A 25,356-nucleotide genomic window follows, 5' to 3' on the forward strand; every position below is an offset into this window, starting at 1 on the left:
TCGGTCGGATCGAGGATGAACAGCACCTTGTCGTAGCGCAGCGTCAGGGATTGCGACAGCGTGCGGACCTCCTTGTGGCACATGGCGCCATCGAGGTTCTCGTGATCGGCCAACGGCCTGTGCATGTCCTTCGGATTGCGCGGTGGCTTGCCGAAACGCGCATTGAAATCCGCAATGAACTCAGGTGCATAGGAATTGGCAGCTTCGATTGTATCGATGCCACGCAGCCGCATCTCCTTCACCAGCCGATCCTGAAGCGTCTGGTTGGCACGTTCCACTCGGCCCTTGGCCTGCGGGGTGTTGGCACAAATGATGTCGATGTTCAGTTCATACAGCGCTCGGCCGAACTGCGTCAGGCCGCTTGTTCTGTCCGTCTTCGACGCATTGAGCGCGCGGAAAACGCCGTGCTTGTCGCTATAGAAGGCCAGCGGCTTGCCCCATTGCTGAAGATAGGCCTTCGTCGCATGCAGATAGTCGAACGTGTTCTCTGATCGGGCAAAGCGCAGATGCAGCAGCTTGCCAGTGGCGTCATCGATAAAGACGAGCAGGACGCATTTGGGGCCGCGGTTCTCGAACCACCAGTGATGCGAGCCATCGACCTGCACCAGTTCACCAAAACAATCGCGCCGGCCACGCGGCTGAAAGACCCGTTTCTTGCGCTCGCGGCGCGAGATCCAGATGCCGGCCTCGGTCATCCATTGCCGAAGCGTCTCCTTGGCGACCGAAAGATGGTGCAGTTCGATCAGCTTCTCACGCGCCAGCGTCGGGCCGAAATCCAGATAGCGTTCACGGATCAGATCCAGCGCCGAATTGCGAAATTCTTCGCTGTGACGCCGATTGCTCGGCCGCGATCGTTTCTTCGAAACAAGGCCAGCCGGACCATCCCGGTCATAGGCCTGCAGCAGCCGATGGACCTGGCTGCGACTGAGGTCGAGCTGTTCGGCTGCCTGGACGACGGTCAGGCGTTCGTCACGGATCTTCTGGATAAATTCGAGGCGATGCAATTCTTTCTGCGACATGGTGATCAAAAAGGACATGACGACTCCGACCGCTCATGGTCTCGACCAGGTTGAAGGTCGTCATCCTTGCTCCCAACGTTGGCTTTGACCAGTGCGCAAAGAGGCGAGACTGTCGCATCTCTAACTGGCCCAACTGTCGCATTACTAAATAGCCCTTACAAATAAAAATTCGATAATCTATCTTATGGAACTTTTTGATGTGCAATTATCACCATATGCTTGGATCAGAATGCTGATGCAAAAACTCACGACTTATCTGCGATGTGCAGTTCGATCTCGAAACTCATTCCGTCATAGGCCGGCACGACATTGTCCGGCGTTGCACTCATCACTGCGTCGTAATCCAGCGGCGTATGCATATGCGTGAGAATGGCGCGCTGTGGTGCCAGGCGCTCGATCCATTCCAGGGCCTGCTCGAGTGACAGATGGCTTGGATGCGGCTTGTATTGCAAGGCATCGATGATCAGCACATCGAGGCCGGCAAGTTTTTCGACGCTTTCCTCGGGGAAATCGCTGACATCGCTGCAATAGCCCACGTCGCCGATGCGAAAACCCAGTGAATGGATATCGCCATGCACCTGCCTATGCGGCATGAAGCCGATTGGCCCGCCGGCGCCGTCGATGATGATCTCGCTATATGGCTGCTCGATCAATCGGGCGACGGCAATCGGTGGATAATTGCTGCCCGGCGGGGTTTCCAGGCAATATCCAAAACCTTCGCGAATGCGCGCCAGCGTTTCGGCATCGACATGGATCGGCACACGATGATGCCGCACGATGAAATAGCCGCGCAGGTCGTCAAAACCGTGCAGATGATCGGCATGCGCATGGGTGAAGAGTACGGCGTCGAGGTTCGTCACTCCAGCCGCCAGCATCTGGGCGCGAAAATCCGGGCCGGTGTCGATGACGACGGTCGTCTTGCCGCCATCCGGGCCGATCTGTTCAATCAACATGCTTGCGCGTGTGCGGCGGTTTTTTGGGTTGTCCGGGTTGCAGGCACCCCAGTCACCATTCAGGCGCGGCACGCCGGGCGATGACGAACAGCCGAGAATGGTGAAACGACGCCGGTAAACCGTCACAATCAGAGCCTCGGCATCTTGGAGAAGCAGCGGAATGCATTTTCCGTCGTGATATCAGCCATTTCGGCGTAGCTCAGGCCGTGCACTTCGGCCAGGACCTCGGCCGTATTGATCACGTAGGACGGCTCGTTACGTTTGCCGCGCCAGCGTTTTGGCGCCAGAAACGGTGCGTCCGTCTCGACCAGCAGACGGTCGAGTGGCACGGTTTTGGCAATCTCGCGGATATCCTCCGACTTCGGAAAGGTCAGAATGCCGGAAAAGGACACGTAACCGCCGAGTTCGACGCCAACGCGGGCAAGCTCTGCGCCGGAAGAGAAGCAATGCAGGATGAAAGGGAAGGCCCCCTTCCCGCTTTCTTCCCTCAGTATCTCGGCCATGTCCTCATCAGCGCTGCGGCTATGAATGACCAGCGGCAGGCCGGTTTCGCGAGCCGCTGCGATATGGCGCTGAAGCCCGGTTTTCTGGTCGGCCGGCGTCTGGGTATCGTAAAAATAATCGAGACCCGCTTCACCGATCGCCACGATCTTTTCGTGGGAATTGGCAAGACGCACCAAATCTTCCGTCTGGATATCCAGTTCCTCGCCGGCATTGTTGGGATGCGTGCCGACGGAGCAGAAAACGGACGGATATTTTTCCGTGATCGCCAGCAGGTCCCCAAGCTTATGGACGCGAGTGGAAATCGTGATCATCTGCTTGACGCTGGCGGCGTGCGCGCGGGCGATGATATCGTCGCGCTCAGCCTCGAATTCGGCAAAATCCAGATGGCAATGGGTATCGATCAGCATGCTCGTCGCCTTATGCGCCGGCAACCGGGGCGACATAACGCGGGAAGACCGGGGTCGGCGCTTCCAGCACCGTGCCCGGCACCAGACGGCCCGCCTCGCCCAGCGCGGCAAAATCGCGGCTCTCGGCCGGTGCGGCCACCAGATCGAGCAGCTTTGTCGCCGATTGCGGCATATAGGGCTGCAACAGGATGGCGATCTGGCGCACGACTTCCGCCGTTACGTAAAGCACGGTGCCCATGCGTTCGAGATCGGTCTTTTTCAGCGCCCAGGGCTCCTGAGAGGCAAAATAGCGGTCGGTTTCCGACACCACGGCGATGATCGCCGCCACGGCCTTGTGGATCGCCTGCTTGCCGATTTCCTCGCGGCAGACGGCCAAAAGAGCGTCGGCGGCGGCAAGCATCGCCTTGTCTTCCTCGGTCAGTTCACCCGGCTGCGGGATCTGGCCGTCGCAGTTCTTGACGATCATCGACAGCGAGCGGCTGGCAAGGTTGCCGATGCCGTTGGCGAGATCGGCATTGATACGGATACCGATACCTTCCTCGCTGCAGTAACCATCCTGGCCGAAGGAGATTTCGCGCATCAGGTAATAGCGGATCTGGTCGAGGCCAAAGTGTTCGATCAGTTCGAACGGATCGAGCACATTGCCGAGCGATTTCGACATCTTCTCGCCGCCCTTGGCCAGTACGAAACCGTGCGCGAACACGCGCTTGGGCAGCGGCAGGCCAGCAGACATCAGGAAGGCCGGCCAGTAGACCGTGTGGAAACGGATGATGTCCTTGCCGATGATATGCGCATCGGCTGGCCAGAATTTTGCGCGCGGGGCATTCTTGTCGGTCAAGAGGCCGGTGGCTGTCAGATAGTTGGTCAGGGCGTCGACCCAGACATACATGACGTGCTCGGGATCGTTCGGAACCTTCACACCCCAATCGAAGGTCGTGCGCGAGATCGACAGGTCACGCAGGCCCGACTTCACGAAGGAGATGATCTCGTTGCGACGCTCGGCGGGGCCGATGAAATCCGGCTGTTCCTCATAGAGTTTCAGCAGGCGATCCTGATATTCCGACAGCTTGAAGAAATAGCTCGACTCTTCCACCCATTCGACCGGCGTGCCCTGCGGCCCGTAACGCACGCCATCGGCGCGCACTTCGGTTTCGTCTTCACCGTAATAGGCTTCGTCGCGCACCGAATACCAGCCGGCATAGCTGTCCTTGTAGATATCGCCGGCATCGGCCATCAGCTTCCAGATCGCCTGGCTCGCCTCGTGGTGGCGCGGCTCGGTGGTGCGGATGAAATCGTCGTTCGAGGCGTTGAGCAGCTTGCCCATCTGGCGGAATTCATTCGAATTGCGCTCGGCCAGTTCTTCCGGCGAAATGCCTTCCTTGCGGGCCGTCTGCTGCATCTTCTGGCCGTGTTCGTCCGTACCGGTGAGGAAGAACACCTCGCGGCCATCGAGGCGCTGGAAGCGCGCCATCGCATCGGTGGCGATCAGTTCATAGGCATGGCCGATATGCGGCTTGCCGTTCGGATAGGAAATGGCGGTGGTGATGTAATACGGCGTCTTGTCGGACATGGCGGCGGCACTCTGCAAATGATCAGATTTGACTGCCGCTCTTAAAGCAAGTTTCCGCAATGCGAAACAGCTACTTTGACGACGCCCGCCTGTCGGTCAGCCGCGCACCTCTTCGAGGATGGAAATAATCGTCTGCTTGCGGTCGAGATTATAAGCCTGACTGACGCCGATACGCTCGCCTATTTCGCTCGACAGTTTTGCCGCGCGGTCGGCGCCGGCAAGATCGCCGGCGAGTGCGGCGCTGCGCGCGCGGTCTACGAGGCTTTCCGTCAGGTGATCGATGAAGAAACCGAACAGAACGTCATTATCCTTGCCAGACAGGACATCGGCGAGGCGGTGCATGGCTTTTCTCGCCCCTGCCCCTTGCGCCTTCAGCACATCCTCGAAGGACTGGATGATCTCGTGGCCGCCGTAATTCATCAGTTTCAGCGCCTGCGCCACGCTGCCCTTGGCCAGTGCCGGAATTTCCTGCGCGGTGCGACCGCCATCCAGCGGCGTGCCGAGTGCAGCAAGCGCCCGGCCGAGATTGTCGTCAGACAGCGGCTGCAGGCGCAAAGGCAGGCAGCGTGAGCGGATGGTCGGCAGCAGTTTTCCCGGCGCATGCGACAGGACGAGGAAAAGCGCGCGTTTAGGCGGCTCCTCGAGGATTTTCAGGATTGCGTTGGCGGCGTTGCGGTTCAGATCATCGGCGGGATCGATGATGACGATACGCCAGTTGCCGGAACCGGATGTCTGCGAAAAGAAATGGCCGGCACGGCGGACTTCATCGACGGTGATCGCCGATTTCACCTTGCCGCTCTTTTCATCCACCGGTCGTGTCAGGTGGAGAAGATTATGCGAGGCGCCGGCAATGATCTGGCGGCTGACCATCGAATTGGGGTCGGGCACGGCCAGACGCTCGGGCGCCTCAGACGGTTCGGGATGGCTCAGCACATGATTGGCAAAACGGAATGCGAGTGTCGCCTTGCCGATGCCCTCCGGCCCTTCGATCAGAATGGCATGATGGCCCTTGCCTGAACGGTAACCGCGCGCCAGAAAATCCTCCGCATCGGCATGGCCGAACAGGTTCGTATTGCGCTGGGGTGCGATCGCGCCATCGAGAACACCAACACCTTCGCCGCTCATGACACAGGTTCCGCTACGGGCGCATGCGCTGCCAGCATCTCGTCCGCGATGGCGGCGATATCGACAGCAATATCCTCTTCCGGTCGGTCGGCATCGATGACGCGACAACGCGCAGGCTCGCTCTCGGCGATTTCCAGATAGGCCTCGCGACGTTTTTCGTGGGTTTCCTGCTGTTCGCGTTCGAAACGATCCGGCTCGGCCGTCGAATCGATAGCCCCGCGTCGGCGTCCGGCACGCGCCAGGCCGATTTCTGCCGGAAGATCGAGGAGAATGGTCAGATCCGGCAAGACGCCATCGACCGCCGCCTGTTCAAGTGCGGCCATGAAGGCGGGTTCGAGATTGCCGGTGACACCCTGATAGACGCGCGACGAATCGATGAAACGATCGCAGAGAACGGCAGCGCCACGTTTCAGCGCCGGGCGGATCACTTCCTCGACATGGTCGTTGCGGGCGGCGGCAAACAGAATGGCTTCCATGCGCACGCCAAAATCTTCGGCGGCACCGGAGAGGATGACATGGCGAACCGCTTCCGCGCCCGTGGAACCACCGGGTTCACGCGTCACCACCACTTCGAGGCCACGATGGCGCAGGTGATCGGCAAGCCGGCGAATCTGGGTGGACTTACCACTCCCCTCGCCGCCTTCGAAACTGATGAAAATTCCGGCTGATCCTGCCACTCTGCCATCGCTTTGTTGCGGCTCGATGGAGCCTCGTCTCACCCTGCACCACATGGTGCTTCGCGCCGTCTTACCCCAAGTCTCGACCGCGTGGAACCGTAACGGCGGCAATCAACAGGCGTAAAACACGCTCAGAGCCAGAAGAACATCATCTCCATCAACGCATCGGTTGCCTGCGAGACCAGCGAACCGGTCCCGACAGCGGCAGCCGTGTAGAGCGGAACGTCACGCAACAGCCTTTCGCCGGAATAGATTTTCAGCGTGCCGACATCCTGGCCTTCGGCCACCGGTGCCCTCAGCGGCCACCGATAGACGATACGGGCGGTAAGCCTTTCCGGATTGTTGGTCGGCACGTAAAGTTCGATCGGCCCCTTGGCCACCAGATCGACGCGGCCCTGATCGCCGCCATAAACGCTCGCCTGACCGACAGCCTCGCCCTGGCTGAAAACGACCTTGTTTTCGAACGAGGTCAGTCCCCATTCGAGCACGCGTTTTGCTTCCTCTGTGCGTTCCTTGTCGCTGGCAAGCCCGCCCATCGCCAGAAACAGGCGTGTGCCGTTGCGCTCGATCGAGGCGACGATGGCGAAACCGGAGCCTTCGGCAAAACCGGCCCCCAAGCCATCGACGCCGATATTCAGGCCGAGCAACGGGTTCTTGTTGCGCTGAAAGATCTTGTTCCAGGTGAAATCCGGCTGGGCATAAAGGCCGTAATAGTCAGGGTAGGTCGTCTGGATATGCCGGGCGAGTTCCACCATGTCGCGCGCCGTCGTGCGGCTTTCGGCATCCGGCATGCCGGTCGAATTGCCGAAAAGGCTGCGGCTCATGCCGAGATCCTTGGCACGATCCGTCAATCGGGCGGCAAACAGCGCATCCGAACCCGCCATACCCTCGGCCAGGATCATGCTGGCATCGTTGGCATTCTGGATTACCACGCCCTTGATGAGATCTTCGACACGGATTTCCGAATTGAGTGCCGCAAACATCGTCGCCGTGCCCGATGGCGCGCCGCCCTTGCGCCAGGAATTTTCAGAAACGCGATAGGTCGTGTCCGGCGTGATCTCGCCCTTTTTCAACGCATCGAAAACCAGGTTCATGGTCATCAGCTTGGCAAGCGACGCGGGCGGAAAGGCCTGATTTTCATTATCTGCAAGAAGGACGGTGCCTGACTTTGCCTCGACCATATAGATCTGCCGGGCCTTGGTCGCGAAGATCGGCGCAGCTTCACCGGGGGCTGCGGCCTGAGCGGCCGTTGCCATCGTGGAAAAGGTCAGGAGCGCCAACATGGCGAGACGCGAAAGCATGCTCGTTCCCCGAAAATGCATGATCAGATGATAAGGCAGATTGCTAACAAGGGGGCGAGGCCGGAGCAATCTGCGGCAGCCATCAACTATACGTTTTCGACAGAGGTTTGATGCGACAGGGCGGCAGAAATGCACCACCCTGCCCTGTCCGGCCGCTGCCCTTCAGATCGATTTAGCGACGCGGCGGCCTTGGCAACGCAACTGCGTCGAAAGACCGTGCCTGAGCCTCAAGCGTGTGTTCGCCATACGACTGCTGCGGAGTGGCATAGGTCTGTGCAGCATAGGTCGGTGCGGCATAAGCCGTCATCGCACCCGAACGTGCGGCCGGCACCGGACCGACGAACGGCAGTTCGGCAAACCCCTGTGCCGATTGATATGACATGCCTTGCGTGGACGGTGCTGCCTGCTGCTGGACTGCAGCCAGCGCCGCAGAAGTCTTCGAAGACGGGCCGCTCGGCGTGCGTCCGGCCAGCGCCATCGGGCTTGGTGTCGGCAAGGCCGAACCGTAGCTCTGCAACTGATCACCCAGACGCTCGTTGGACGCGACCATGACGCCGGTTGCGATCTGGCCTTCCGGACGGATACCCGGAATACGATCGCCCTTGCGCACATAGGAGGCCATCAGGAACGGCATGTCGTGGCCATCCATGCGGGCACGGCCGACATATTGCACATTCACATTGCCCGTGCCGCTGCGCTTCATGTCGAGCATGTCGGCGGCCTGGCTGGAGACGTCGATAATGCGGCCGGGATGATACGGGCCGCGATCGTTGACGCGCACGATGACCGACGAACCGGTATCGAGATTGGTGACGCGGGCATAGCTCGGCAGCGGGAAAGTCGGATGCGCGGCCGAAAGATGGCTGGAATCGTAAACTTCGCCATTGGCGGTCAGCCGGCCATGGAAGGCAGAACCGTACCACGAAGCAAGGCCGTTCTTGTTGTAGTTCGGGTCTTCCTTGGGAACGTAGGTCTTGCCCTTCACTTCGTAAGGCTTGCCGACCATGAAACGGCCGCCACCCTTGGGCACGGCCTTGCCATCGGCAACCACGCGCGGGCTTGCCTTGACGCCATATTCCTTCTCGGAAAAGTATTCCTTGCTGCGTTGCTTCTTCGGCTCCGGCTTAGAGGTTGCACAAGAAGCAACACTGGCACACACCATGACCAAACCGAGCCATCTCGCGCCCAGAACAAGCCTGTTATATTCTGAATTCAATTTTTTAAGTCCCGCCGCTTCCGGGCCGTCCCCAATCCCGTTTGGAGACAGTCCCCATGCAGTTCCGCGCGCCGCGCGCGTTGCCGCCTGTTGATCGCCCATCGTTTTTGCCTGCAAGATGGCAAAATTGCGAATGAATTCTGTGGACTAGATAAAATACCGAATAACATGGTTAAGCATTGGTTAGCGGCAGTGCCCGCAGCTCTTTTGAGCCGGACCGACACAGGTGTTTCAGCTCGACACAAATGGTGCGCATTCATTCTGCCCTTGCCGGCCAGCATTTTCTGGAAGGACATGGACAAATTCTTCCGCTGAACTACTTGCTGAAGAGTAGGGACATAAAACGGTTTAGGAGGAACTGCCCCATGAACAAAAATGTCGTCGTAGGCCTGGTCGTCGTCGTCATCATCGCGCTTGCAGTCTGGCTCTTTATGCCGGCTTCGAACGCGCCCACCACCGCACCGGCCACGCCGCCTGCCTCGAGCGAAGCGACCCCACCGGCAGCGCCCGCCCCGGCCGCACCGGCACCGGCGACCCCAGATCCCGCAACGCCGGCTCCTGCAACACCTGCGCCCGCTACGCCGGCCCCGGCGAACTAAACCTCGCAGCAGTTTTGAGAGAGACGCAAAAGCCGCCGGCAGAATTTCCTGCCGGCGGCTTTTTTGAACCGGAAACAATCAGCGCAGCACGCCAGTGGCCAAGGCGCGCTGGATACCACGAACGTCGGCACCCTTTTTGAGCGTTTTCGCGATGGGTTCGCTGCTGCCGGATACCCAGATTTTCAGCTCCGAATCGAGGTCGAACGTACCTGCCGTCTCGACGGAAAACCGTGTGATGGCGCGGTAGGGGATCGACATGTAATCGACCTTGCTGCCGGTCATCCCCTGGATGTCGACGAGAATGACACGAAACTGTGTAAAGACGAAAAAGTCGCGAATGACTTTAAAGGCGAGCTCCGGCGCTTCGCCATCGATCAGAACGCCATTGAGACGTTTGCTCAAATCGGCCGGATCAACGGCGGAACCATGCCCCAGCAGTCCGTCGAATATGCCCATGATGTTCTCCCAATGACGATCATTCGGTAGAAATAGGATAAAACGCCGCAACAACAAGCTGACCGGCGGCAAGGTGCAGTTGACGATCCGCCTTGCGACACTGTAAAGCCAAGCCTCCAACGAATGAACGGGACCGCGTTCCCGCGCGCCAGCGAGGCTTTGCTGGTTCGTTCAGGGGAAGAGTGTCCGAGTGGTTTAAGGAACCGGTCTTGAAAACCGGCGTGCGGGAGACCGTACCGTGGGTTCGAATCCCACCTCTTCCGCCAATGTTTCGCATATCGGTATGCGAGACAAACAAATTTTCCGATTCACATTACATCTCCGCAAGTTCGGGATCATCGGGCGATGGATCGCCAACTGCCCCATCACCGCCTCGGATAGTCGTCAACTTTGCGCTATGTCATTGAGCTGACACCGTCGTCGGTCGATATTCCTCTCGTTGTTTTATCGATAAGCAGGATTGGAAGAGACAGATGACGAAACGTATTTTTGCGTCCCCCGGCCGTTATGTTCAGGGCAGCGGTGTGATTGCGGAACTCGGGACCTATCTGGCGGAGTTTGGTGATAATGCCTTCCTCGTGTCCGATGACATCGTCTGGGGCCTGATCGGCAAACAGGTCGAGGCCGCCATTGCCGGCAAGACCCAATATACCCGCGAAGGATTTGGTGGCGAAGCGTCGGTCAACGAAATCAGGCGGCTTGCCGATGCGGCGCGCAAGGTCGGCTCCAGGGTCGTTGTCGGTCTGGGTGGCGGCAAGACGCTCGATACCGTCAAGGCCGTCGCCGACGAGTTGAAGCAGCCGGTTGTCATCGTGCCGACCATCGCGTCCACCGACGCGCCATGCAGCGCTCTTTCTGTCATCTACTCCGATGACGGCGTGTTCGAGGAATATCGCTTCTATTCGAAGAACCCGGATCTCGTTCTGGTCGATACCTGGATCTGCGCGCAGGCGCCCGCGCGCCTGTTCGCATCCGGCATCGCCGATGGTCTTGCCACCTATGTGGAAGCGCTCGCGGTCCAGCGCTCCAACGCAAAAACCATGGTCGGCGGCGCGTCTTCCATTGCCGGAATGGCGATCGCGGAAGCCTGCGAAAAGACGCTGCTGACCTATGGTTTCAGCGCCTACAAGGCCGTGCAACAGAAACTGGTCACGCCGGCGGTCGAAGCCGTCGTGGAAGCCTCCACGCTGCTTTCCGGTCTCGGTTTCGAGAATGGGGGGCTTGCCGGCGCGCATGCCATCCATAACGGCTTTACCGCTCTTCACGGTGAAATCCATAACCTGACGCATGGTGAAAAGGTAGCCTACGGCACCCTCGCCCATATGGTTCTGGAACAGCGTCCGGATGACGAGATTGCCGACTATATCGAGTTCTACCGCATGATCGACATGCCGACCACGCTGAAGGAACTGCATCTGGAAGGTGTCAGCCGCGAAGACCTGATCAAGGTCGGTGAACTGGCCAATAGCGAGACCGATACGCTGCGCAATCTGCGTTCCGATTTCACCGCGCAGGAAGTCGCTGACGCCATTCTCGCGGTGGATGCACTCAGCCAGTCGGTATGAGGTTCTGACGGCCGGTTGAACCATAGAGAAGCCAGTCTCGAGATTCGGGATACAGCTTCCGGTTTTATGAGATGGGTGCCGATCGGCGCCCATTTCTGTTGAGCATATATCGGCCGAAAGCGGGGGCGCACTGCCCTCATGCGTGATGCCGCCGCGTAAAAGGTGTTCGCCAGGCGCTGAAACACGCCCTTGATTTCCAGCGCCTATTTTCTTGCGCGATATCGATCTGACGCAAGCCAGACTGACCGCCGCAACGTGAGCAGGACGTGCGGCGGCTGGAGGCGTGACGGGCAGGTTCCCCTACCCGCCAAACGGATCAGTCTTTGCGCTTCATGACGCCGTAGACGATATTGCGGTTCTTGCCGAAGAACACGCTGGTCTCGTACTCGTGGCCATCATCCTTGCAGGCATTGATGATGTTCCACATGTCGGCTTCCGAGCGCAGCAGCAGCTGCCAGTTCATGAAGGTCTCGATATAACCGTCGACCACGATCGGGTAGGAATAGTTGGCAAACAGGAAGGTGCCGCCCGGCTTCAGCATGTCGAGAGCACGCTGGGTGAGCTTGATGGCCACCTTGTCGACCAGATAATCGTAAAGACCGGATGCGTAAACGAGATCGAACTGTCCCGGTTCGATACGCTTTGCCAGGATCTGGCGAACCGAGCCGTCGACCGCTTCCACGCCCATTTTTGCGTAATCGCGTGTGATCGTGCCGATGCTGACCGGATCCTGATCAAGCGCCACGTAGCGCTTCAAACCGCCGTTCCTGGCAGCTTGCGAGCATTCCACCTCGCGCAGATGCCCGGCGGCGATGCTGAGCACTTCGGTTTCCGGGCCCTTCTCCGCAGCCACTTCATCGACGAAGCGCGCGAGGATATCGCGGCGGTCCCAGTTGGCCTGCGAGGACGGTGCGGTGCTGGTATATTCGAACAGCGCCTTGCCGCGTTCCGAGGCTGCAGCGATCATGTCCGAAACGCATTCATGGCGATAGATCAGGTCGAGCAGGCTGGCATCGCCGGAATAACCGCGCGGCTTGTCCCAGGACCAGCGTGTCAGCGGGTCTTCGAGGAAATAAGCGGCGACGGGATGGTTCTGGATCAAGGGAACCAGTTCCAGCCAGACACTCTGGTGCAGCCGGCCACGCAGGTCGTGCAACGAAAGCGTGATCTTGTCGATGATGGCGGTCGGATTGTCGTTTCTTTCGAACTGCTGGCGAGCAAGCTCCAGCAGAAGCGCCACTTCGCCCTTCCCCGCGGCGAGTTGGCTTTCGAAATTATCCGCCTTTTCGACCGAAAATTCATCGGCAATCTGTTTCGGCGTGATGAGACTGTGGCCGTCGAATTGCAATTTGATCTGGTTCACGTGACATACCCCACTGCTAACGTGAATGAATTATTAACGACCCCAATCAAACACGATACATCTAAAAACGCACCATAGACTTGCATTAATGATTAACTATCAAATTCCATGCATGACACATCGGTCGGGTTGACCATTGAAGATTCAAGAAAAGTTAAGTGCCTTCCCCGTAAATTTACGGGATGCAAGCTTGATGGTGGAACCTCTCTGCCGGCTTGCCGATGGTTCTGTTAGGGAATTCGAAAGTCCCGAAACGGGCCGAGCTGATAGGACAGTGCATGAAGCACACATTCGCCGACGCCATAGAAACAGATCTCCAGAAGTCGGTGGAGCGACCGACGTCATGGGAGCTTCGCGCGCTGTATCGCGAGGCCGATGAAAAGGCGCGGGCGACCGCCACCCGTAAGGGCCTGTGGATCGCCGTCCTGTCCTATCTCGGTTATTCGGTTACCGACTTCCTGATGATCCCGGATGTGGCCATGCAGACCGCCGTGATGCGTCTGCTCGTTTCCGTGCTGTCGCTTGCGGTTCTGGAAATTCTGGTCGCCTCCAAAGTCCATGCCCGCTGGCTGGACCGCACGAGCGCGACCGCACTGGTGGTCGCCTATGCCGCCTGGCTGGTGCCGGCGCTGCATACGACACATGCGGAAAGCCTGTCCTATTACATGATTTTCGGTGCCATCTTCATGATGGGCGCCAACCTGTTCTTCAATTTTCCATTCCTGCTGTCGATCGTCTCGTCGGGCGCGATTCTTCTGTCCTTCCTGGCGTCGCTTCTGTTCTTCTTTCCGACAGACAGCGCCTATGCTTTCGGCTTCACCACATTCTATCTCTCCTGCTTCGTGTTCACCTCCTATGTGAACTGGAAGCTGAACGTGGAGCGCTACCACGTTTTCCTCAATGCTCACGAAGCCAAGCTGCGCCAGACGGAAGCCAACGAGCGTGGCGCCGCCCTGCTGCGCATGTCGAACACCGATTATCTGACCGGGCTCGACAATCGTCGCGCCGTCGATCAGCGCCTGCGCACCTATTGGAACGAATGGCAGGGCGAAGGGCGCGGTTTTGCCGCCATGCTGGTCGATGTCGATTTCTTCAAGAAATACAATGACGGTTACGGCCATATTCAGGGTGACCATTGCCTGATCACCGTCGCCAACACCATTCGCGAAGCGGTCGAGCCGCACGGCGGTTCGATCGGCCGTTATGGCGGCGAGGAATTCATCGTGCTTGCCCGTGTCAGCAGCCGCGCCGATGTCGCGACGCTCGCTGAAAAGATACGCGGCACGGTCGAGAGCCTTGGCGTACCGCATGTGGAGCGCCGCGATGGCACCGCCATCGTCACGGTCAGCGTCGGCGCGGCCTTCACGCGTGATCATATTGGCACCAAGCTGGAAAAGATCATCCACGAAGCCGACCGGGCGCTTTACAGCGCCAAGGCGCATGGCCGCAATTGCGCCCGCGTGTTCGATCCGAACGATCCGCATACGAGCGATGAAAGCGAGAATATTGCAGCATTGCTGAAACTGGCCATCACGCAGGGGCTGGTGTCGATGGTCTACCAGCCGCTGGTGGATTTGAAGACCGGCCGTCAGGATGCCAGCGAAGCGCTGATGCGCCTGAAGACGCTGGATGGCGACAATATCTCGCCTACCCTGTTCATTCCGATCGCGGAACGAACCGGCATCATTCTGGAACTGGGCAAATGGGCCGTTCGCACCGTCTGCCGCGAGATGCTGGCCACCAACCAGGCCGATGTCGTCAGCGTTAACGTCTCCCCCATCCAGTTGCGCACACCGGGTTTTGCCGCAAGCATCGCCGCCATTCTCGGCGAAACCGGCATTTCCGGAAATCGTCTGGCCTTCGAAATCACCGAGGGGCTGGACATGGAAATCCATTCCGACGTGCTGCGCTGCATCAGCGATCTGAAAATGCTCGGCATCCGCATCTGGCTCGATGATTTCGGAACCGGTTTTGCCGGCCTGTCATGGCTGCGCCTGATCGACTTCGACACCGTCAAGATCGACCGCTCCTTCCTGCATGACATCGATACCGAACGCGGGCGCATCATGCTGGGCGATATCGTCGATCTCGTGCGCCATCGCGGCCCCAATATTCTGGTCGAGGGCGTGGAGAACGAAGAGCAGCTGCAGTGCCTGCGCGACATGAATATCGATTTCGCGCAAGGGTACCATGTCGGACGCCCCGTCCCGGCTGCCCGATCGGCGGGTGCTACCCGTTTGTTATCGCGTTAGCCGACGCCAGCCGGGCCTGAAGCCCGGCCGTGCTCCCTGCGATACCGGCGCCATGAAGAAACTCAGCGCCGCGAACGGCAGAAGCACCGCAAAACTTGCCAGAAGGCCAAATGTTTCGGCGACGAAACCAAGCACCGGCGGCACGCCTATTGTCGACAGCATCAGCGTTAGCGAGAGTGCCGCAAGGTTGTCGGCGGGCTTGCCCTTGCCGCGTTCGATCGTGGTCGCCACCGCCAGAGGATAACCGAGCGCGATACCGCAGCCGATCACGAAAAACGCGACGCCGGTGAGGATGAGGCCAGGCGTGACCAGCATGCCGATCAGGCCCAAGATCACCATCAGAGCCGAGCCCCGCACCAGTGTCATGGTGCCGTAATGCTGCCGTAACGAATCGCCGCACATCCGTGTCAGGCCCATGCCGAGCGTAAAACAGGCATAGATGATGCCGGCCGTGGCAGCGTTCGCACCGGCGCGTTCCTGCAGGAAAAAGATGCCCCAGTCATAGATCGCGCCTTCGGTGATGCAGATGCCGAAGACCATGACGCAGATCAAAAGGATGGTGCGATCGGGCAGGACGAAGATCGTAGAACGTTTCGCAGCAGGTATTATTTCGGGTGCGGAAATATCCTTTGGCGTGATGCGCAGGATCACCAGACAGGCGATCATCACTAATGCGGATGCGGTTGCCTGATGAATGAAAGGTGAAACCTCCCTCGCTGCCACGAAGCCGGAGGCAAGCGAACCGAGCAGCAGGCCGATCGACCAGAAACCATGGCTGCGCGACAGCACTTTCACGCCGGTGCGCTTTTCCGTGCCGGTGGCGATCATGTTGGCGGCAACATCCATGATGGTGCGGAAAAACCCGTACAGGATGAACAGCAGGAAGAAGGGCGCAATCGGCGCGATGGTGATCAGCGGCATGATGATGGCGCAGATGGTGAGCATCAGCGGCGCGGTGATGCGCGGCGTGAGCCATTCGGTGATGCGGCCGGCGACGGTCAGTGCCACCAGTGTTCCGATCGGCGCCCCCAGCAGCGAAAGCCCCAGCACGGTCTTGTCGACACCAAGCCCGGCCTGAATGGATGGCAGGCGGGTGAACAGCGAAACGAACAGAATGGAATTGCAGAAGAAGATCAGCGCGGGAGGCGCAAGGGTGGCCATGTCATCATTCCGGGAATCAGCATTTTGCGACCCTCTTCGCACCGCAAGATGAACGCGACAAGACAGTGTTGGGCAGGGCTGCCATACACAAACGACGGATGATGACGGAATTGCGATTGAAAACGTCAATCCGGCATCTTCACCTTTGCTGAAATAGCGCTAGCCTTATCCAATCGCTCTGGAGAAAGCCGATGCAGATCCGATTCCTGATCGTCGCAATGTATACCCTCCTTTCATCCCTCAACCCGGCCTTCGCCGAGGATCCCGTCGCTGATGCACAGGCGATCATCAGCGAGCAGATCGCCGCGATGAAGGCGCAGGATGCCGGCAAGGCCTATTCCTTCGCCTCACCCGGAATTCGCGGGCTTTTCCCGGATGAAAAACGATTCTTTGAAATGGTGCAGAAGAACTACGACGCCATCTTTCACGCCGGCAACTATGCCTTCGGTCGGTCCAAGCTTGTGGGCGGTGGCGAACTGGTGCTGCAGGAAGTGATGATCACTGGCCCCGGCGGCAAGGACTGGACGGCGATCTACGAGATGCGGTTGACGGATGACGGCAGTTACAAGGTCAACGGCGTGCGGATGCTGAAGAACACCGCGAGCACCGGGATTTAGAACGTGGAACCCGTTATTAGTTCTTCAGCCTCGTCGTTATCGAGCGCGACAACGCGGCGGCAGAGATCCAGACTGAAACCCTGCCTCGCAATCGACGAAAGCTCCTTGGTCATTCGCTTATCGTCGGCCTCGCCGCGCCGATAAGGCCCGAACCCGCGTTTGCGCGCATAGGCGAGTGCCGCCTGAACATCATCGGCATCCTCGAGCGCGATGGAGGCCGTTTCGGGCGCCACGCCCTTTTCCTGCAGCTTGCGCTGGATCATCCGCTTCGAGCGACCGTTCCGCACGCCGGAGCGGACTTTGGTTTCGGCATAATTCTGATCATCCAGCGCGCCCAGCGTGCGGCCGAATTCGAGCGCCGAATTCGCCAGAACATGCAGGTCCTCGTCGGAAATATCCTCGAACTTCTGCTTCGCCTTGCGCTTGATGGCGTCGGACAATTCACGCTCCGACATCATCCGGCGTGACAGCCGGTAGATGGTGGAGTTTTTCGACCAGGCCAGCATGCGCGGCGTCACACCGGTCTGCCGTTCCTGTTCGTCATCCTCGCCTGTCACGCGCAAAAATCCTCAGAGCTTGTCGATATCGCCCTTGGCCCAGGCTTCCTGCGTTTCCGCATAAAAGTCCTCGAAACGGCCTTCGGCAATCGACTGGCGGATGCCCTTCATCAGGTCCTGGTAATAGTGAAGATTGTTCCACGAAAGCAGCATGCCGCCCAGCGCCTCATCCGAACGGACGAGGTGATGCAGATAGGCGCGCGAATAATCGCGGGCGGCCGGGCAGCTGGATTCCTCGTCCAGCGGACGCATATCCTCGGCATGACGGGCATTGCGGATGTTGACGCGGCCACGGCGCGTGAAGGCCAGACCATGACGGCCGGAACGGGTTGGCATGACGCAGTCGAACATGTCGATGCCGCGCGCCACGGATTTCAGAATATCGTCCGGCGTGCCGACGCCCATCAGGTAACGCGGCTTTTCGGTCGGCAGAACAGGCAGCGTGGTTTCGAGCATCGAAAGCATCACGTCCTGCGGCTCACCGACGGCAAGGCCACCCACGGCATAACCCTTGAGGTCGAGCTGTTTCAGGCCTTCGGCGGAGCGGATACGCAGAGCCGGAATGTCGCCGCCTTGCACGATGCCGAACATTGCCTTGCCAGCCTGTTCACCAAAGGCGACACGGCAGCGTTCGGCCCAGCGTAACGACATTTCCATCGCCCGCTCGATTTCCCGAGGCTCCGCGGGCAGCGCCACGCATTCGTCGAGCTGCATCTGGATATCGGAGCCCAACAGGCCCTGGATCTCGATCGAGCGTTCCGGTGACATGTGGTGCAACGAACCGTCGACATGGCTCTTGAAGGTCACGCCCTGCTCATCCAGCTTGCGAAGGCCCGACAGCGACATGACCTGAAACCCTCCCGAATCGGTGAGAATCGGGCCATCCCACCGGATCAGCTTGTGCAGGCCACCGAGGCGCGCGACGCGCTCCGCGCCCGGCCGCAGCATCAGGTGATAGGTATTGCCGAGGATGATATCCGCGCCGGTATCCTTCACCTGATCGAGATACATCGCCTTGACCGTGCCGACCGTGCCGACCGGCATAAAGGCCGGGGTGCGGATCGTGCCGCGCGGCATGGACACTTCGCCGAGACGGGCGCCGCCGCTGGTGGCCTTGAGGGTGAACTGAAAGTTTTCGGTCATCGGGGCATCCGGTGAAGAAGGCTGGAATCGCCATAGGAATAGAAACGGTAGCCGGTTTCGATCGCGTGGGCGTAGGCGCGCTGCATGGTTTCAAGCCCGGCAAAGGCGGAGACCAGCATCATCAGCGTCGATTTCGGCAGGTGGAAATTGGTCATCAGCAGATCGACCGCCCTAAAACGGTAACCGGGCGTGATGAAGATGCCCGTGGCGTCGCTCCAGGCATGGATGAGGCCGTCCTCGGAGGCCGCACTCTCGATCAGGCGCAACGAGGTCGTGCCGACGCAGACGATGCGCCCGCCCCTCGCCTTCACGGCATTCAGGGCCTCAGCGGTTTGAGCGCTCACATGGCCGATTTCCAGATGCATCTTGTGGTCGTCGGTATCATCGGCCTTGACCGGCAGGAACGTTCCCGCGCCGACATGCAGAGTCACGAAGTGTCGTTCGACACCCGCCGCATCCAGCCCCGCAAAAAGGTCCGGAGTAAAGTGGAGGCCGGCGGTGGGCGCTGCAACGGCGCCCTCTTCACGGGCATAAATGGTCTGATAGTCCTTGCGGTCCTGCTCGTCCTCCGGACGCTTCGCTGCGATATAGGGCGGCAGCGGAATATGGCCGGAGCCCATGATCGCCTCGTCTAGCGCCGGGCCGGAGAGGTCGAAACGCAGCGTGACTTCACCGCCCTCACCCTTCTCCTCGACCGTCGCCATCAGCGAACCGAGAAGGCAGGTATTGGCGTCGGATCGTCCGAATTCGATGCGGTCGCCCACCTTGATGCGTTTTCCGGGCTTGGCAAAGGCCTTCCAGACATCCGGTTCTGTGCGCATGTGCAGCGTCGCCGACACTTGCTGGCCGCCGGCACCCTCGCGGTGGCGAATGCCTTCCAGCTGCGCCGGAATGACCTTTGTGTCGTTGAACACCAGCGCATCGCCGGGTTTCAGGAAATCCACGAGATCGCGCACGACATGATCGGCAAGTTCGGGGTCGTTACCCGGCCTGACGACGAGCAGCCGCGCGCTGTCACGCGGGTTTGCCGGCCGCAATGCGATATTGTCGTCGGGGAGATCGAAATCGAACAGGTCTACGCGCACCGTCCGGGCCTTTCAGAAAAAGCGAAACGCCCCGATCCGTCGCCGGGGCGTTTCTGATAGTTTTATCGTCCTGAAAAAATCAGGCAGCAGCGTCGGCTGCAACGCGCACGGATACGATCGAATCCGGATCCTGGACGGGCTCGCCCTTCTTGATCTGGTCGATGAAGTCCATGCCTTCGATGACCTGACCCCAGACGGAATACTGCTTGTTCAGCCACGGAGCGTCGGTGAAGCAGATGAAGAACTGCGAGTTGGCGGAGTTCGGGTTCTGCGAACGGGCCATCGAGCAGGTGCCGCGAACGTGCGGAACAGCCGAGAATTCAGCCTTCAGGTCCGGCTTGTCGGAGCCGCCCATGCCGGCGCGCGACGGGTTAAAACTGTCGCCGCCCTTCTTGCCGAACTTGACGTCGCCGGTCTGTGCCATGAAGTCGGCAATGACGCGGTGGAAAACAACGCCGTCATAGGCCTTTTCGCGCGCCAGTTCCTTGATGCGTGCCACGTGCTCGGGTGCCAGGTCCGGCAGGAGCTGGATGACGACCTTGCCCTTGGTGGTTTCCATGATGATGGTGTTTTCCGGATCCTTGATCTCGGCCATGTCTTTTCTCCTTGGTTGGGGTTTTCACCCGGTATTATGTCTCTGGAAGGCGGCTTACTGGCCGACCGTGACCTTCAGCATGCGGTCCGGATCGGTCACTTCGCCATTGCCGCCGGTTCCCTTCTTGATCTTGTCGACATTTTCCATGCCGGACACGACCTTGCCGACGACCGTGTACTGACCGTCGAGGCTCGGATATTTGGTGAACATGATGAAGAATTGCGAGTTTGCGGAATTCGGGCTCTGCGAGCGTGCCATGCCGACCACGCCACGCTCGAACGGCGTGCGCGAAAACTCGGCCGGGATATCCGGCAGTGCAGAGCCGCCCATGCCGGCACGCGACGGCGCAAAGCTCTTGCCGCCCTGCTTGCCGAACTCGACGTCACCGGTCTGGGCCATGAAGCCGTCGATCACGCGGTGGAAGACGACGTTGTCGTATTCGCCCTTAGACGCCAGCTCCTTGATCTGCTTGACGTGTTTCGGTGCCAGTTCCGGCATGAGCTGGACGACGACCGGGCCATCCTTCAGCTGGATGGTCATGGTGTTGGCATCGGCGGCCATTGCCGGGGCAGCGAAGGAAGCGGCCATCATGGCGCCGGCAAGGGCAAGGTGAAGAAGTTTCATCCTGGGCTCCGTTTGATAAACGATCAGCGTTTCAGCTTGGTATTCAGGGCTTCGAGAACGGCCGCCGGCACAAAAGCCCCGACATCGCCGCCCATGGAAGCGATCTGTCGAACCAATGTGGCGGTTATGGGCCGCGATGCAATGCCGGCCGGCAGGAAAACCGTCTGCACGTCAGGCGCCATCTGCGCATTCATGCCGGCCATCTGCATTTCGTAATCGAGGTCAGTGCCATCGCGCAACCCCCGGATCAAGAGGCTTGCGCCATGATCGCGCGCCGCGTTGATGACGAGACCATCGAAACTGACGACAGAAACACCGTCCGCCGTTTCCGGCATCGCCTGGTTCAACGAGCGGCGGATCAGCTCCGCCCTCTCCTCGAAGCTGAACATCGGCACCTTGCCCGGATGCACGCCGATGCCGACGATGACCGTGCCGGCGACTTTCATCGCCTGCAAAAGCACATCGAGGTGCCCATTGGTCATCGGATCGAAGGATCCCGGGTAAAATGCAGTGGTCATCGTGCCTTCAGCGTTTTGGGTGCCAAAACCATTATAAAGTCACCGCCTTTTGTCACGGACAGCCGCCAATCGCAAGGCGGCCACCGCCTGAACGCCAAATGAACGCACCGTTCAAGGGGGTTTCAGGGCGTCCATGTTTTTATCGATCCTGCAGAGACGGAAGGGAACGGTCCCGAACGTCCTGCAGCAGGAGTAAAAACATGCTGGTTGTTCTTGTCACCGCCGCCATCGGCCTCTCGCTTCTGGCCGAACTCGTCCTCACCGTGGACATCGACGAGGCCAAAGGGATTTGAATCCTGAACGCCAGATGAACGGCCTCTTCAGGGAGGCTTCAGAGGGGGAGTGTTAAAACTTCCTCAACAATGCGGAACCAGCGTGCTCATCTTACGTTGGGAGATTAGAAGGAATTGCGGAGATGTTTGCGAAGAGAAATTCGGCCATGCCTGACAAGATCACCATGATCAGCATCGTATGGACCGCAATGATCGCAGTCATGATGACTGCAACTGTCACTCTTTACAACGATAAGTCCGATACGGCTTCGACCAATTACACGGAGATGACCGGAACTTACCAGGGCGTCTCCTACTACTGAGGCTTTTAAGCCCGGAAAGGTATGAGATGTTCTTGACCATGACAGTTCTTGCCGGGCTGATCAGCACCATGTTTGTCGCCACAGTCGTGTCTTCGATTGCAGAACTCCGCAAGGAGCGCGCCGATCTTGAGGATTTTGCCCGCCGCCACAGGGCCTTCTGAGGTTTTTCAATTCTGAACAAAAAAGCCGGGTGAAGATTTTCACCCGGCTTTTTTGCTGTCTGGAATATGAACGAGCACCCTCGCCTCTTAGATCTTTCCCGCCATTCGATCTTTGCCCCTGGCGATCTTTCACGGATGGCAAGGCGGGCGGAAAATGCGTGGTGCCGGTGGCGAAGGTCAGCCTCGCCGCCGTCATCCTCGGGCCTGTCCCGAGGATCTACAACGGCTTGATATCATTGATGTGGTTAGATCCTCGGCACAAGGCCTAGGATGACGGAAGCAACCCGTTGCAACTTGCACTGAACGAAAAAGGCCGGGATTTCTCCCGGCCTTTGCTGCTTATTCTTCGCTCGGTGCGTCGCCCTCAGGGGCTTCACCTTCCGGCGTTTCGGTGATGGCACCGGCGTCGGTGGTGATTTCACCCGGCACGTCGCCCTCTTCCTCTTCACCTTCCGGCTCGCTGATGCGCTCGACCGACACGACCTTCTCGCCCTTGCCGGTGGAGAAGATTGTAACGCCCTTGGTGGCGCGGCTGGCGATGCGGATGCCATCGACGGGCACGCGGATCAGGACGCCACCATCGGTGACAAGCATGATCTGGTCCTTGTCGTCGACCGGGAAAACGGCGACCTGTTCGCCGATTTCCGATGTCTTCGACGTATCCGTGGCGCGAATGCCCTTGCCGCCACGACCCGAGGTACGGAAGTCGTAGGAGGAAGAACGCTTGCCAAAACCCTTTTCGGAGACGGTCAGAACGAACTGCTCGTGCTCCTTGAGGTATTCGTAGCGTTCGTCGGACAGCTGTCCTTCTTCCACCACTTCCTCGCCGACCAGAGCGATATCCTCTTCATCGACGCCGGCAGCGCGGCGCTCTGCAGCAGAACGCTTCAGGTAAGCGGCACGCTCCCACGGCTCGGCATCGACATGACCAACGATGGTCATCGAGATGATGCGGTCGCCATCGGCCATATTGATGCCGCGCACGCCGATCGAGTTACGGCCGGCAAACACGCGGACCTCATCGACCGGGAAGCGGATCGCCTGACCGAGCGCGGTCGTCAGCAGCACGTCATCGCCGGGAATGGCGAGGTCCTGGTTCGGCGCCGTGCAGGTCTCGACGGAGAGGATTTCATCACCCTCTTCCTCGAGCTTCATGGCGATCTTGCCGTTGCGGTTGACCTGAACGAAGTCGCTGAGCTTGTTACGGCGAACCGTACCGCGCGTCGTTGCGAACATCACGTCGAGGTTTTCCCACGTGCCTTCGTCTTCCGGCAGCGGCATGATCGTGGTGATACGTTCGCCGGCTTCCAGCGGCAGCATGTTGATCAAAGCCTTGCCGCGCGACTGCGGCGTGCCGATCGGCAGGCGATAGACCTTTTCCTTGTAGACAATGCCGCGCGAGGAGAAGAACAGGACCGGCGTATGCGTGTTGACCACGAACAGGCGCGATACGAAATCCTCGTCACGCGTTGCCATACCGGAGCGGCCTTTGCCACCGCGGCGCTGGGCGCGATAGGTGGTCAGCGGCACGCGCTTGATATAGCCAAGGTGCGAAACGGTGACGACCATGTCTTCGCGGGCGATGAGGTCTTCATCGTCCATGTCGAGGCCGGCATCCATGATCTGGGTGCGGCGCGGCGTGCCGAATTCGTCGCGTACCGCTGCCATCTCGTCCTTGACGATCTGCTGGATGCGGATGCGCGACGACAGGATGTCGAGATAATCGCTGATCTCGGCGCCGATCTTGTTCAACTCGTCGGCGATTTCATCGCGGCCGAGTGCGGTCAGGCGGGCCAGACGCAGTTCGAGGATCGCACGGGCCTGCTCTTCCGAGAGGTTGTAGGTGCCGTCCTCGTTGATCTTGTGACGCGGGTCGTCGATCAGGCGGATCAGCGGCTCGACATCATGCGCCGGCCAGCGGCGGGTCATCAACTGTTCGCGGGCGGTCGCCGGATCGGGTGCCTTGCGGATCAGCGCGATGACTTCATCGATATTGGCAACCGAAATCGCCAGGCCGACCAAGACGTGGGCGCGTTCACGCGCCTTGCGCAGAAGATATTTTGTGCGGCGGCTAACCACTTCCTCGCGGAAGGAAACGAAGGCGCGGAGCATGTCCATCAGCGCCAGCTGTTCCGGCTTGCCGCCGTTCAACGCCACCATGTTGCAGCCGAAGGAGGTTTGCAGCGGTGTGTAGCGATACAGCTGGTTCAGGATGACGTCTGCATTGGCATCGCGCTTCAACTCGATGACGACGCGATATCCCTGGCGGTCGGACTCGTCGCGCAGGTCGGAAATGCCCTCGATGCGCTTGTCCTTGACCAGTTCGGCCATCTTTTCAATCATCGTCGCCTTGTTCACCTGATAGGGAACTTCGGTGATGATGATCTGCTCGCGATCACCGCGCATCGGCTCGATGGTGGCGACGCCACGCATCATGACGGAGCCACGGCCGGTTTCGTAAGCCGAACGGATGCCGTTCTTGCCCAGAATCATGGCGCCGGTCGGGAAATCCGGTCCGGGGATGATTTCCATCATCTCGGGCAGATCGATCGCCGGGTTATCGATCAGCGCGATGCAGCCGTTGATGACCTCGCTCAGATTGTGCGGCGGAATGTTCGTGGCCATGCCGACGGCGATGCCGCCTGCGCCATTGACCAGCAGGTTCGGAAACTTTGCCGGGATGACAACCGGTTCCGAAAGCGTGCCGTCGTAATTGTCGCGGAAATCGACGGTTTCCTTGTCGAGGTCGTCGAGCAGCGAATGAGCAGCCTTCTGGAGGCGACATTCTGTATAACGCTCGGCCGCCGGCGGGTCGCCGTCGATCGAACCAAAATTGCCCTGACCATCGATCAGCGGCAGACGCAGCGACCAGTCCTGTGCCATGCGCGCCAGCGCATCATAGATCGCGGTGTTGCCGTGCGGATGGTATTTACCCATCACGTCACCGGTCACACGGGCGCATTTGACGTATTTCTTGTTCCAGTCGATGCCGAGCTCGGACATGCCGTAGAGAATACGGCGATGCACCGGTTTCATGCCGTCGCGGACGTCAGGAAGAGCGCGGCTGACGATAACGCTCATCGCGTAATCGAGGTAGGACCGCTGCATTTCCTCCATGATCGAAATGGGTTCGATGCCGGGTGGCAGCTTTCCGCCGCCGGGTGTGCTTTGATCAGTCAAATCGATTAGGATCCTGTTCAGAATCAGTTGACGTTTTTATAGCGGAAGGCCGCCTCCAACGCCAATTTTGGAACCTGTTGTGAACAGGCTTTTACGGCTTATCGACGGCATGG

The 25,356-nt window shown here is 59.4% G+C and carries 23 protein-coding genes and 1 tRNA gene; 6 read left to right on the top strand and 18 right to left on the bottom strand.

Annotation, left to right across the window (positions count from 1 at the left end):
* The 9 genes from J2T09_RS06610 to J2T09_RS06650 all read right to left on the bottom strand — a co-directional run.
* Window positions 1-1,037, bottom strand: a 1,037-nt coding sequence (locus J2T09_RS06610; protein ID WP_306832474.1) for an ISNCY family transposase, incomplete at its 3' end; no start/stop codon positions are given.
* A gap of 227 nt (window positions 1,038-1,264) precedes the next feature.
* A complete protein-coding gene (locus J2T09_RS06615) occupies window positions 1,265-2,098 on the bottom strand; it encodes an MBL fold metallo-hydrolase (protein ID WP_306832476.1) in 834 nt (277 codons plus the stop codon).
* Window positions 2,099-2,100: 2 nt separating this feature from the next.
* On the bottom strand, window positions 2,101-2,883 hold the full coding sequence (locus J2T09_RS06620; protein ID WP_306832478.1) for a TatD family hydrolase: 783 nt from the start codon (window positions 2,881-2,883) through the stop codon (window positions 2,101-2,103).
* 10 nt (window positions 2,884-2,893) lie between these two features.
* Complete coding sequence (metG, locus tag J2T09_RS06625) at window positions 2,894-4,453, bottom strand: methionine--tRNA ligase (RefSeq protein ID WP_306832481.1); 1,560 nt, start codon at window positions 4,451-4,453, stop codon at window positions 2,894-2,896.
* Window positions 4,454-4,549: 96 nt separating this feature from the next.
* Window positions 4,550-5,578: a DNA polymerase III subunit delta' gene (locus J2T09_RS06630; RefSeq protein WP_306832483.1), complete on the bottom strand. Its 1,029-nt coding sequence runs from the start codon at window positions 5,576-5,578 to the stop codon at window positions 4,550-4,552.
* Entirely contained in the window at window positions 5,575-6,309 is a 735-nt protein-coding gene (tmk, locus tag J2T09_RS06635) for a dTMP kinase (protein WP_306832485.1), read from the bottom strand. Before tmk ends, J2T09_RS06630 begins: the two co-directional genes overlap by 4 nt.
* A gap of 77 nt (window positions 6,310-6,386) precedes the next feature.
* On the bottom strand, window positions 6,387-7,556 hold the full coding sequence (locus J2T09_RS06640; RefSeq protein WP_306832487.1) for a D-alanyl-D-alanine carboxypeptidase family protein: 1,170 nt from the start codon (window positions 7,554-7,556) through the stop codon (window positions 6,387-6,389).
* A 172-nt stretch (window positions 7,557-7,728) separates the two neighbouring features.
* A complete protein-coding gene (locus J2T09_RS06645) occupies window positions 7,729-8,718 on the bottom strand; it encodes a septal ring lytic transglycosylase RlpA family protein (protein ID WP_306832489.1) in 990 nt (329 codons plus the stop codon).
* Window positions 8,719-9,449: 731 nt separating this feature from the next.
* Window positions 9,450-9,827 carry a PH domain-containing protein gene (locus J2T09_RS06650; RefSeq protein WP_306832491.1) on the bottom strand — a complete coding sequence of 126 codons (378 nt, stop codon included), beginning with the start codon at window positions 9,825-9,827 and terminating at the stop codon, window positions 9,450-9,452.
* 176 nt (window positions 9,828-10,003) lie between these two features.
* On the opposite strand from J2T09_RS06650, the gene J2T09_RS06655 reads away from it, so the two are divergent.
* Together J2T09_RS06655 and J2T09_RS06660 are read left to right on the top strand one after the other, a co-directional pair.
* Window positions 10,004-10,093 (top strand) — tRNA-Ser (locus J2T09_RS06655).
* Window positions 10,094-10,300: 207 nt separating this feature from the next.
* Window positions 10,301-11,392, top strand: a complete 1,092-nt coding sequence (locus J2T09_RS06660) for a glycerol dehydrogenase (protein ID WP_306832494.1) — start codon at window positions 10,301-10,303, stop codon at window positions 11,390-11,392.
* Between the two features lie 316 nt (window positions 11,393-11,708).
* Here the strand turns inward: J2T09_RS06660 and J2T09_RS06665 are convergent, their stop codons facing one another.
* Window positions 11,709-12,755, bottom strand: coding sequence for a class I SAM-dependent methyltransferase (locus J2T09_RS06665; RefSeq protein WP_306832496.1), 1,047 nt, complete (start codon window positions 12,753-12,755; stop codon window positions 11,709-11,711).
* A 278-nt stretch (window positions 12,756-13,033) separates the two neighbouring features.
* On the opposite strand from J2T09_RS06665, the gene J2T09_RS06670 reads away from it, so the two are divergent.
* Window positions 13,034-15,007: a putative bifunctional diguanylate cyclase/phosphodiesterase gene (locus tag J2T09_RS06670; RefSeq protein WP_306832499.1), complete on the top strand. Its 1,974-nt coding sequence runs from the start codon at window positions 13,034-13,036 to the stop codon at window positions 15,005-15,007.
* Here the strand turns inward: J2T09_RS06670 and J2T09_RS06675 are convergent.
* Window positions 14,996-16,168 (bottom strand): MFS transporter, encoded by a 1,173-nt coding sequence (locus J2T09_RS06675; protein ID WP_306832502.1) that lies wholly within the window; start codon window positions 16,166-16,168, stop codon window positions 14,996-14,998. The two genes, J2T09_RS06670 and J2T09_RS06675, sit on opposite strands and share 12 nt — an antisense overlap.
* A gap of 191 nt (window positions 16,169-16,359) precedes the next feature.
* On the opposite strand from J2T09_RS06675, the gene J2T09_RS06680 reads away from it, so the two are divergent.
* A complete protein-coding gene (locus J2T09_RS06680; protein WP_306832504.1) occupies window positions 16,360-16,785 on the top strand; it encodes a DUF4864 domain-containing protein in 426 nt (141 codons plus the stop codon).
* Here the strand turns inward: J2T09_RS06680 and J2T09_RS06685 are convergent.
* The 6 genes from J2T09_RS06685 to coaD form a co-directional block, all read right to left on the bottom strand.
* Entirely contained in the window at window positions 16,782-17,291 is a 510-nt protein-coding gene (locus tag J2T09_RS06685) for a regulatory protein RecX (RefSeq protein ID WP_306833209.1), read from the bottom strand. The genes J2T09_RS06680 and J2T09_RS06685 overlap by 4 nt on opposite strands.
* A gap of 63 nt (window positions 17,292-17,354) precedes the next feature.
* Window positions 17,355-18,485 (bottom strand): tRNA guanosine(34) transglycosylase Tgt, encoded by a 1,131-nt coding sequence (tgt, locus tag J2T09_RS06690; protein WP_112729667.1) that lies wholly within the window; start codon window positions 18,483-18,485, stop codon window positions 17,355-17,357.
* Entirely contained in the window at window positions 18,482-19,570 is a 1,089-nt protein-coding gene (gene queA, locus J2T09_RS06695) for a tRNA preQ1(34) S-adenosylmethionine ribosyltransferase-isomerase QueA (RefSeq protein ID WP_306832509.1), read from the bottom strand. Before queA ends, tgt begins: the two co-directional genes overlap by 4 nt.
* 79 nt (window positions 19,571-19,649) lie before the next feature.
* On the bottom strand, window positions 19,650-20,165 hold the full coding sequence (locus tag J2T09_RS06700) for a peptidylprolyl isomerase (protein WP_306832511.1): 516 nt from the start codon (window positions 20,163-20,165) through the stop codon (window positions 19,650-19,652).
* A 54-nt stretch (window positions 20,166-20,219) separates the two neighbouring features.
* A complete protein-coding gene (locus J2T09_RS06705; RefSeq protein WP_306832513.1) occupies window positions 20,220-20,789 on the bottom strand; it encodes a peptidylprolyl isomerase in 570 nt (189 codons plus the stop codon).
* Between the two features lie 23 nt (window positions 20,790-20,812).
* Entirely contained in the window at window positions 20,813-21,307 is a 495-nt protein-coding gene (coaD, locus tag J2T09_RS06710) for a pantetheine-phosphate adenylyltransferase (protein ID WP_306832514.1), read from the bottom strand.
* Between the two features lie 439 nt (window positions 21,308-21,746).
* Here coaD and J2T09_RS06715 point away from each other — a divergent pair, with 439 nt between their 5' ends.
* Window positions 21,747-21,902 carry a hypothetical protein gene (locus J2T09_RS06715; RefSeq protein WP_306832516.1) on the top strand — a complete coding sequence of 52 codons (156 nt, stop codon included), beginning with the start codon at window positions 21,747-21,749 and terminating at the stop codon, window positions 21,900-21,902.
* 32 nt (window positions 21,903-21,934) lie between these two features.
* Complete coding sequence (locus tag J2T09_RS06720; RefSeq protein WP_306833237.1) at window positions 21,935-22,063, top strand: hypothetical protein; 129 nt, start codon at window positions 21,935-21,937, stop codon at window positions 22,061-22,063.
* 339 nt (window positions 22,064-22,402) lie between these two features.
* Here J2T09_RS06720 and gyrA read toward each other — a convergent pair whose 3' ends face one another.
* Complete coding sequence (gene gyrA, locus J2T09_RS06725; protein WP_306832518.1) at window positions 22,403-25,243, bottom strand: DNA gyrase subunit A; 2,841 nt, start codon at window positions 25,241-25,243, stop codon at window positions 22,403-22,405.
* Between the last annotated feature and the right edge of the window lie 113 nt (window positions 25,244-25,356).

It is taken from the genome of Neorhizobium huautlense (genome assembly GCF_030811685.1).
Classification (GTDB): Bacteria; Pseudomonadota; Alphaproteobacteria; order Rhizobiales; family Rhizobiaceae; genus Neorhizobium; species Neorhizobium huautlense_A.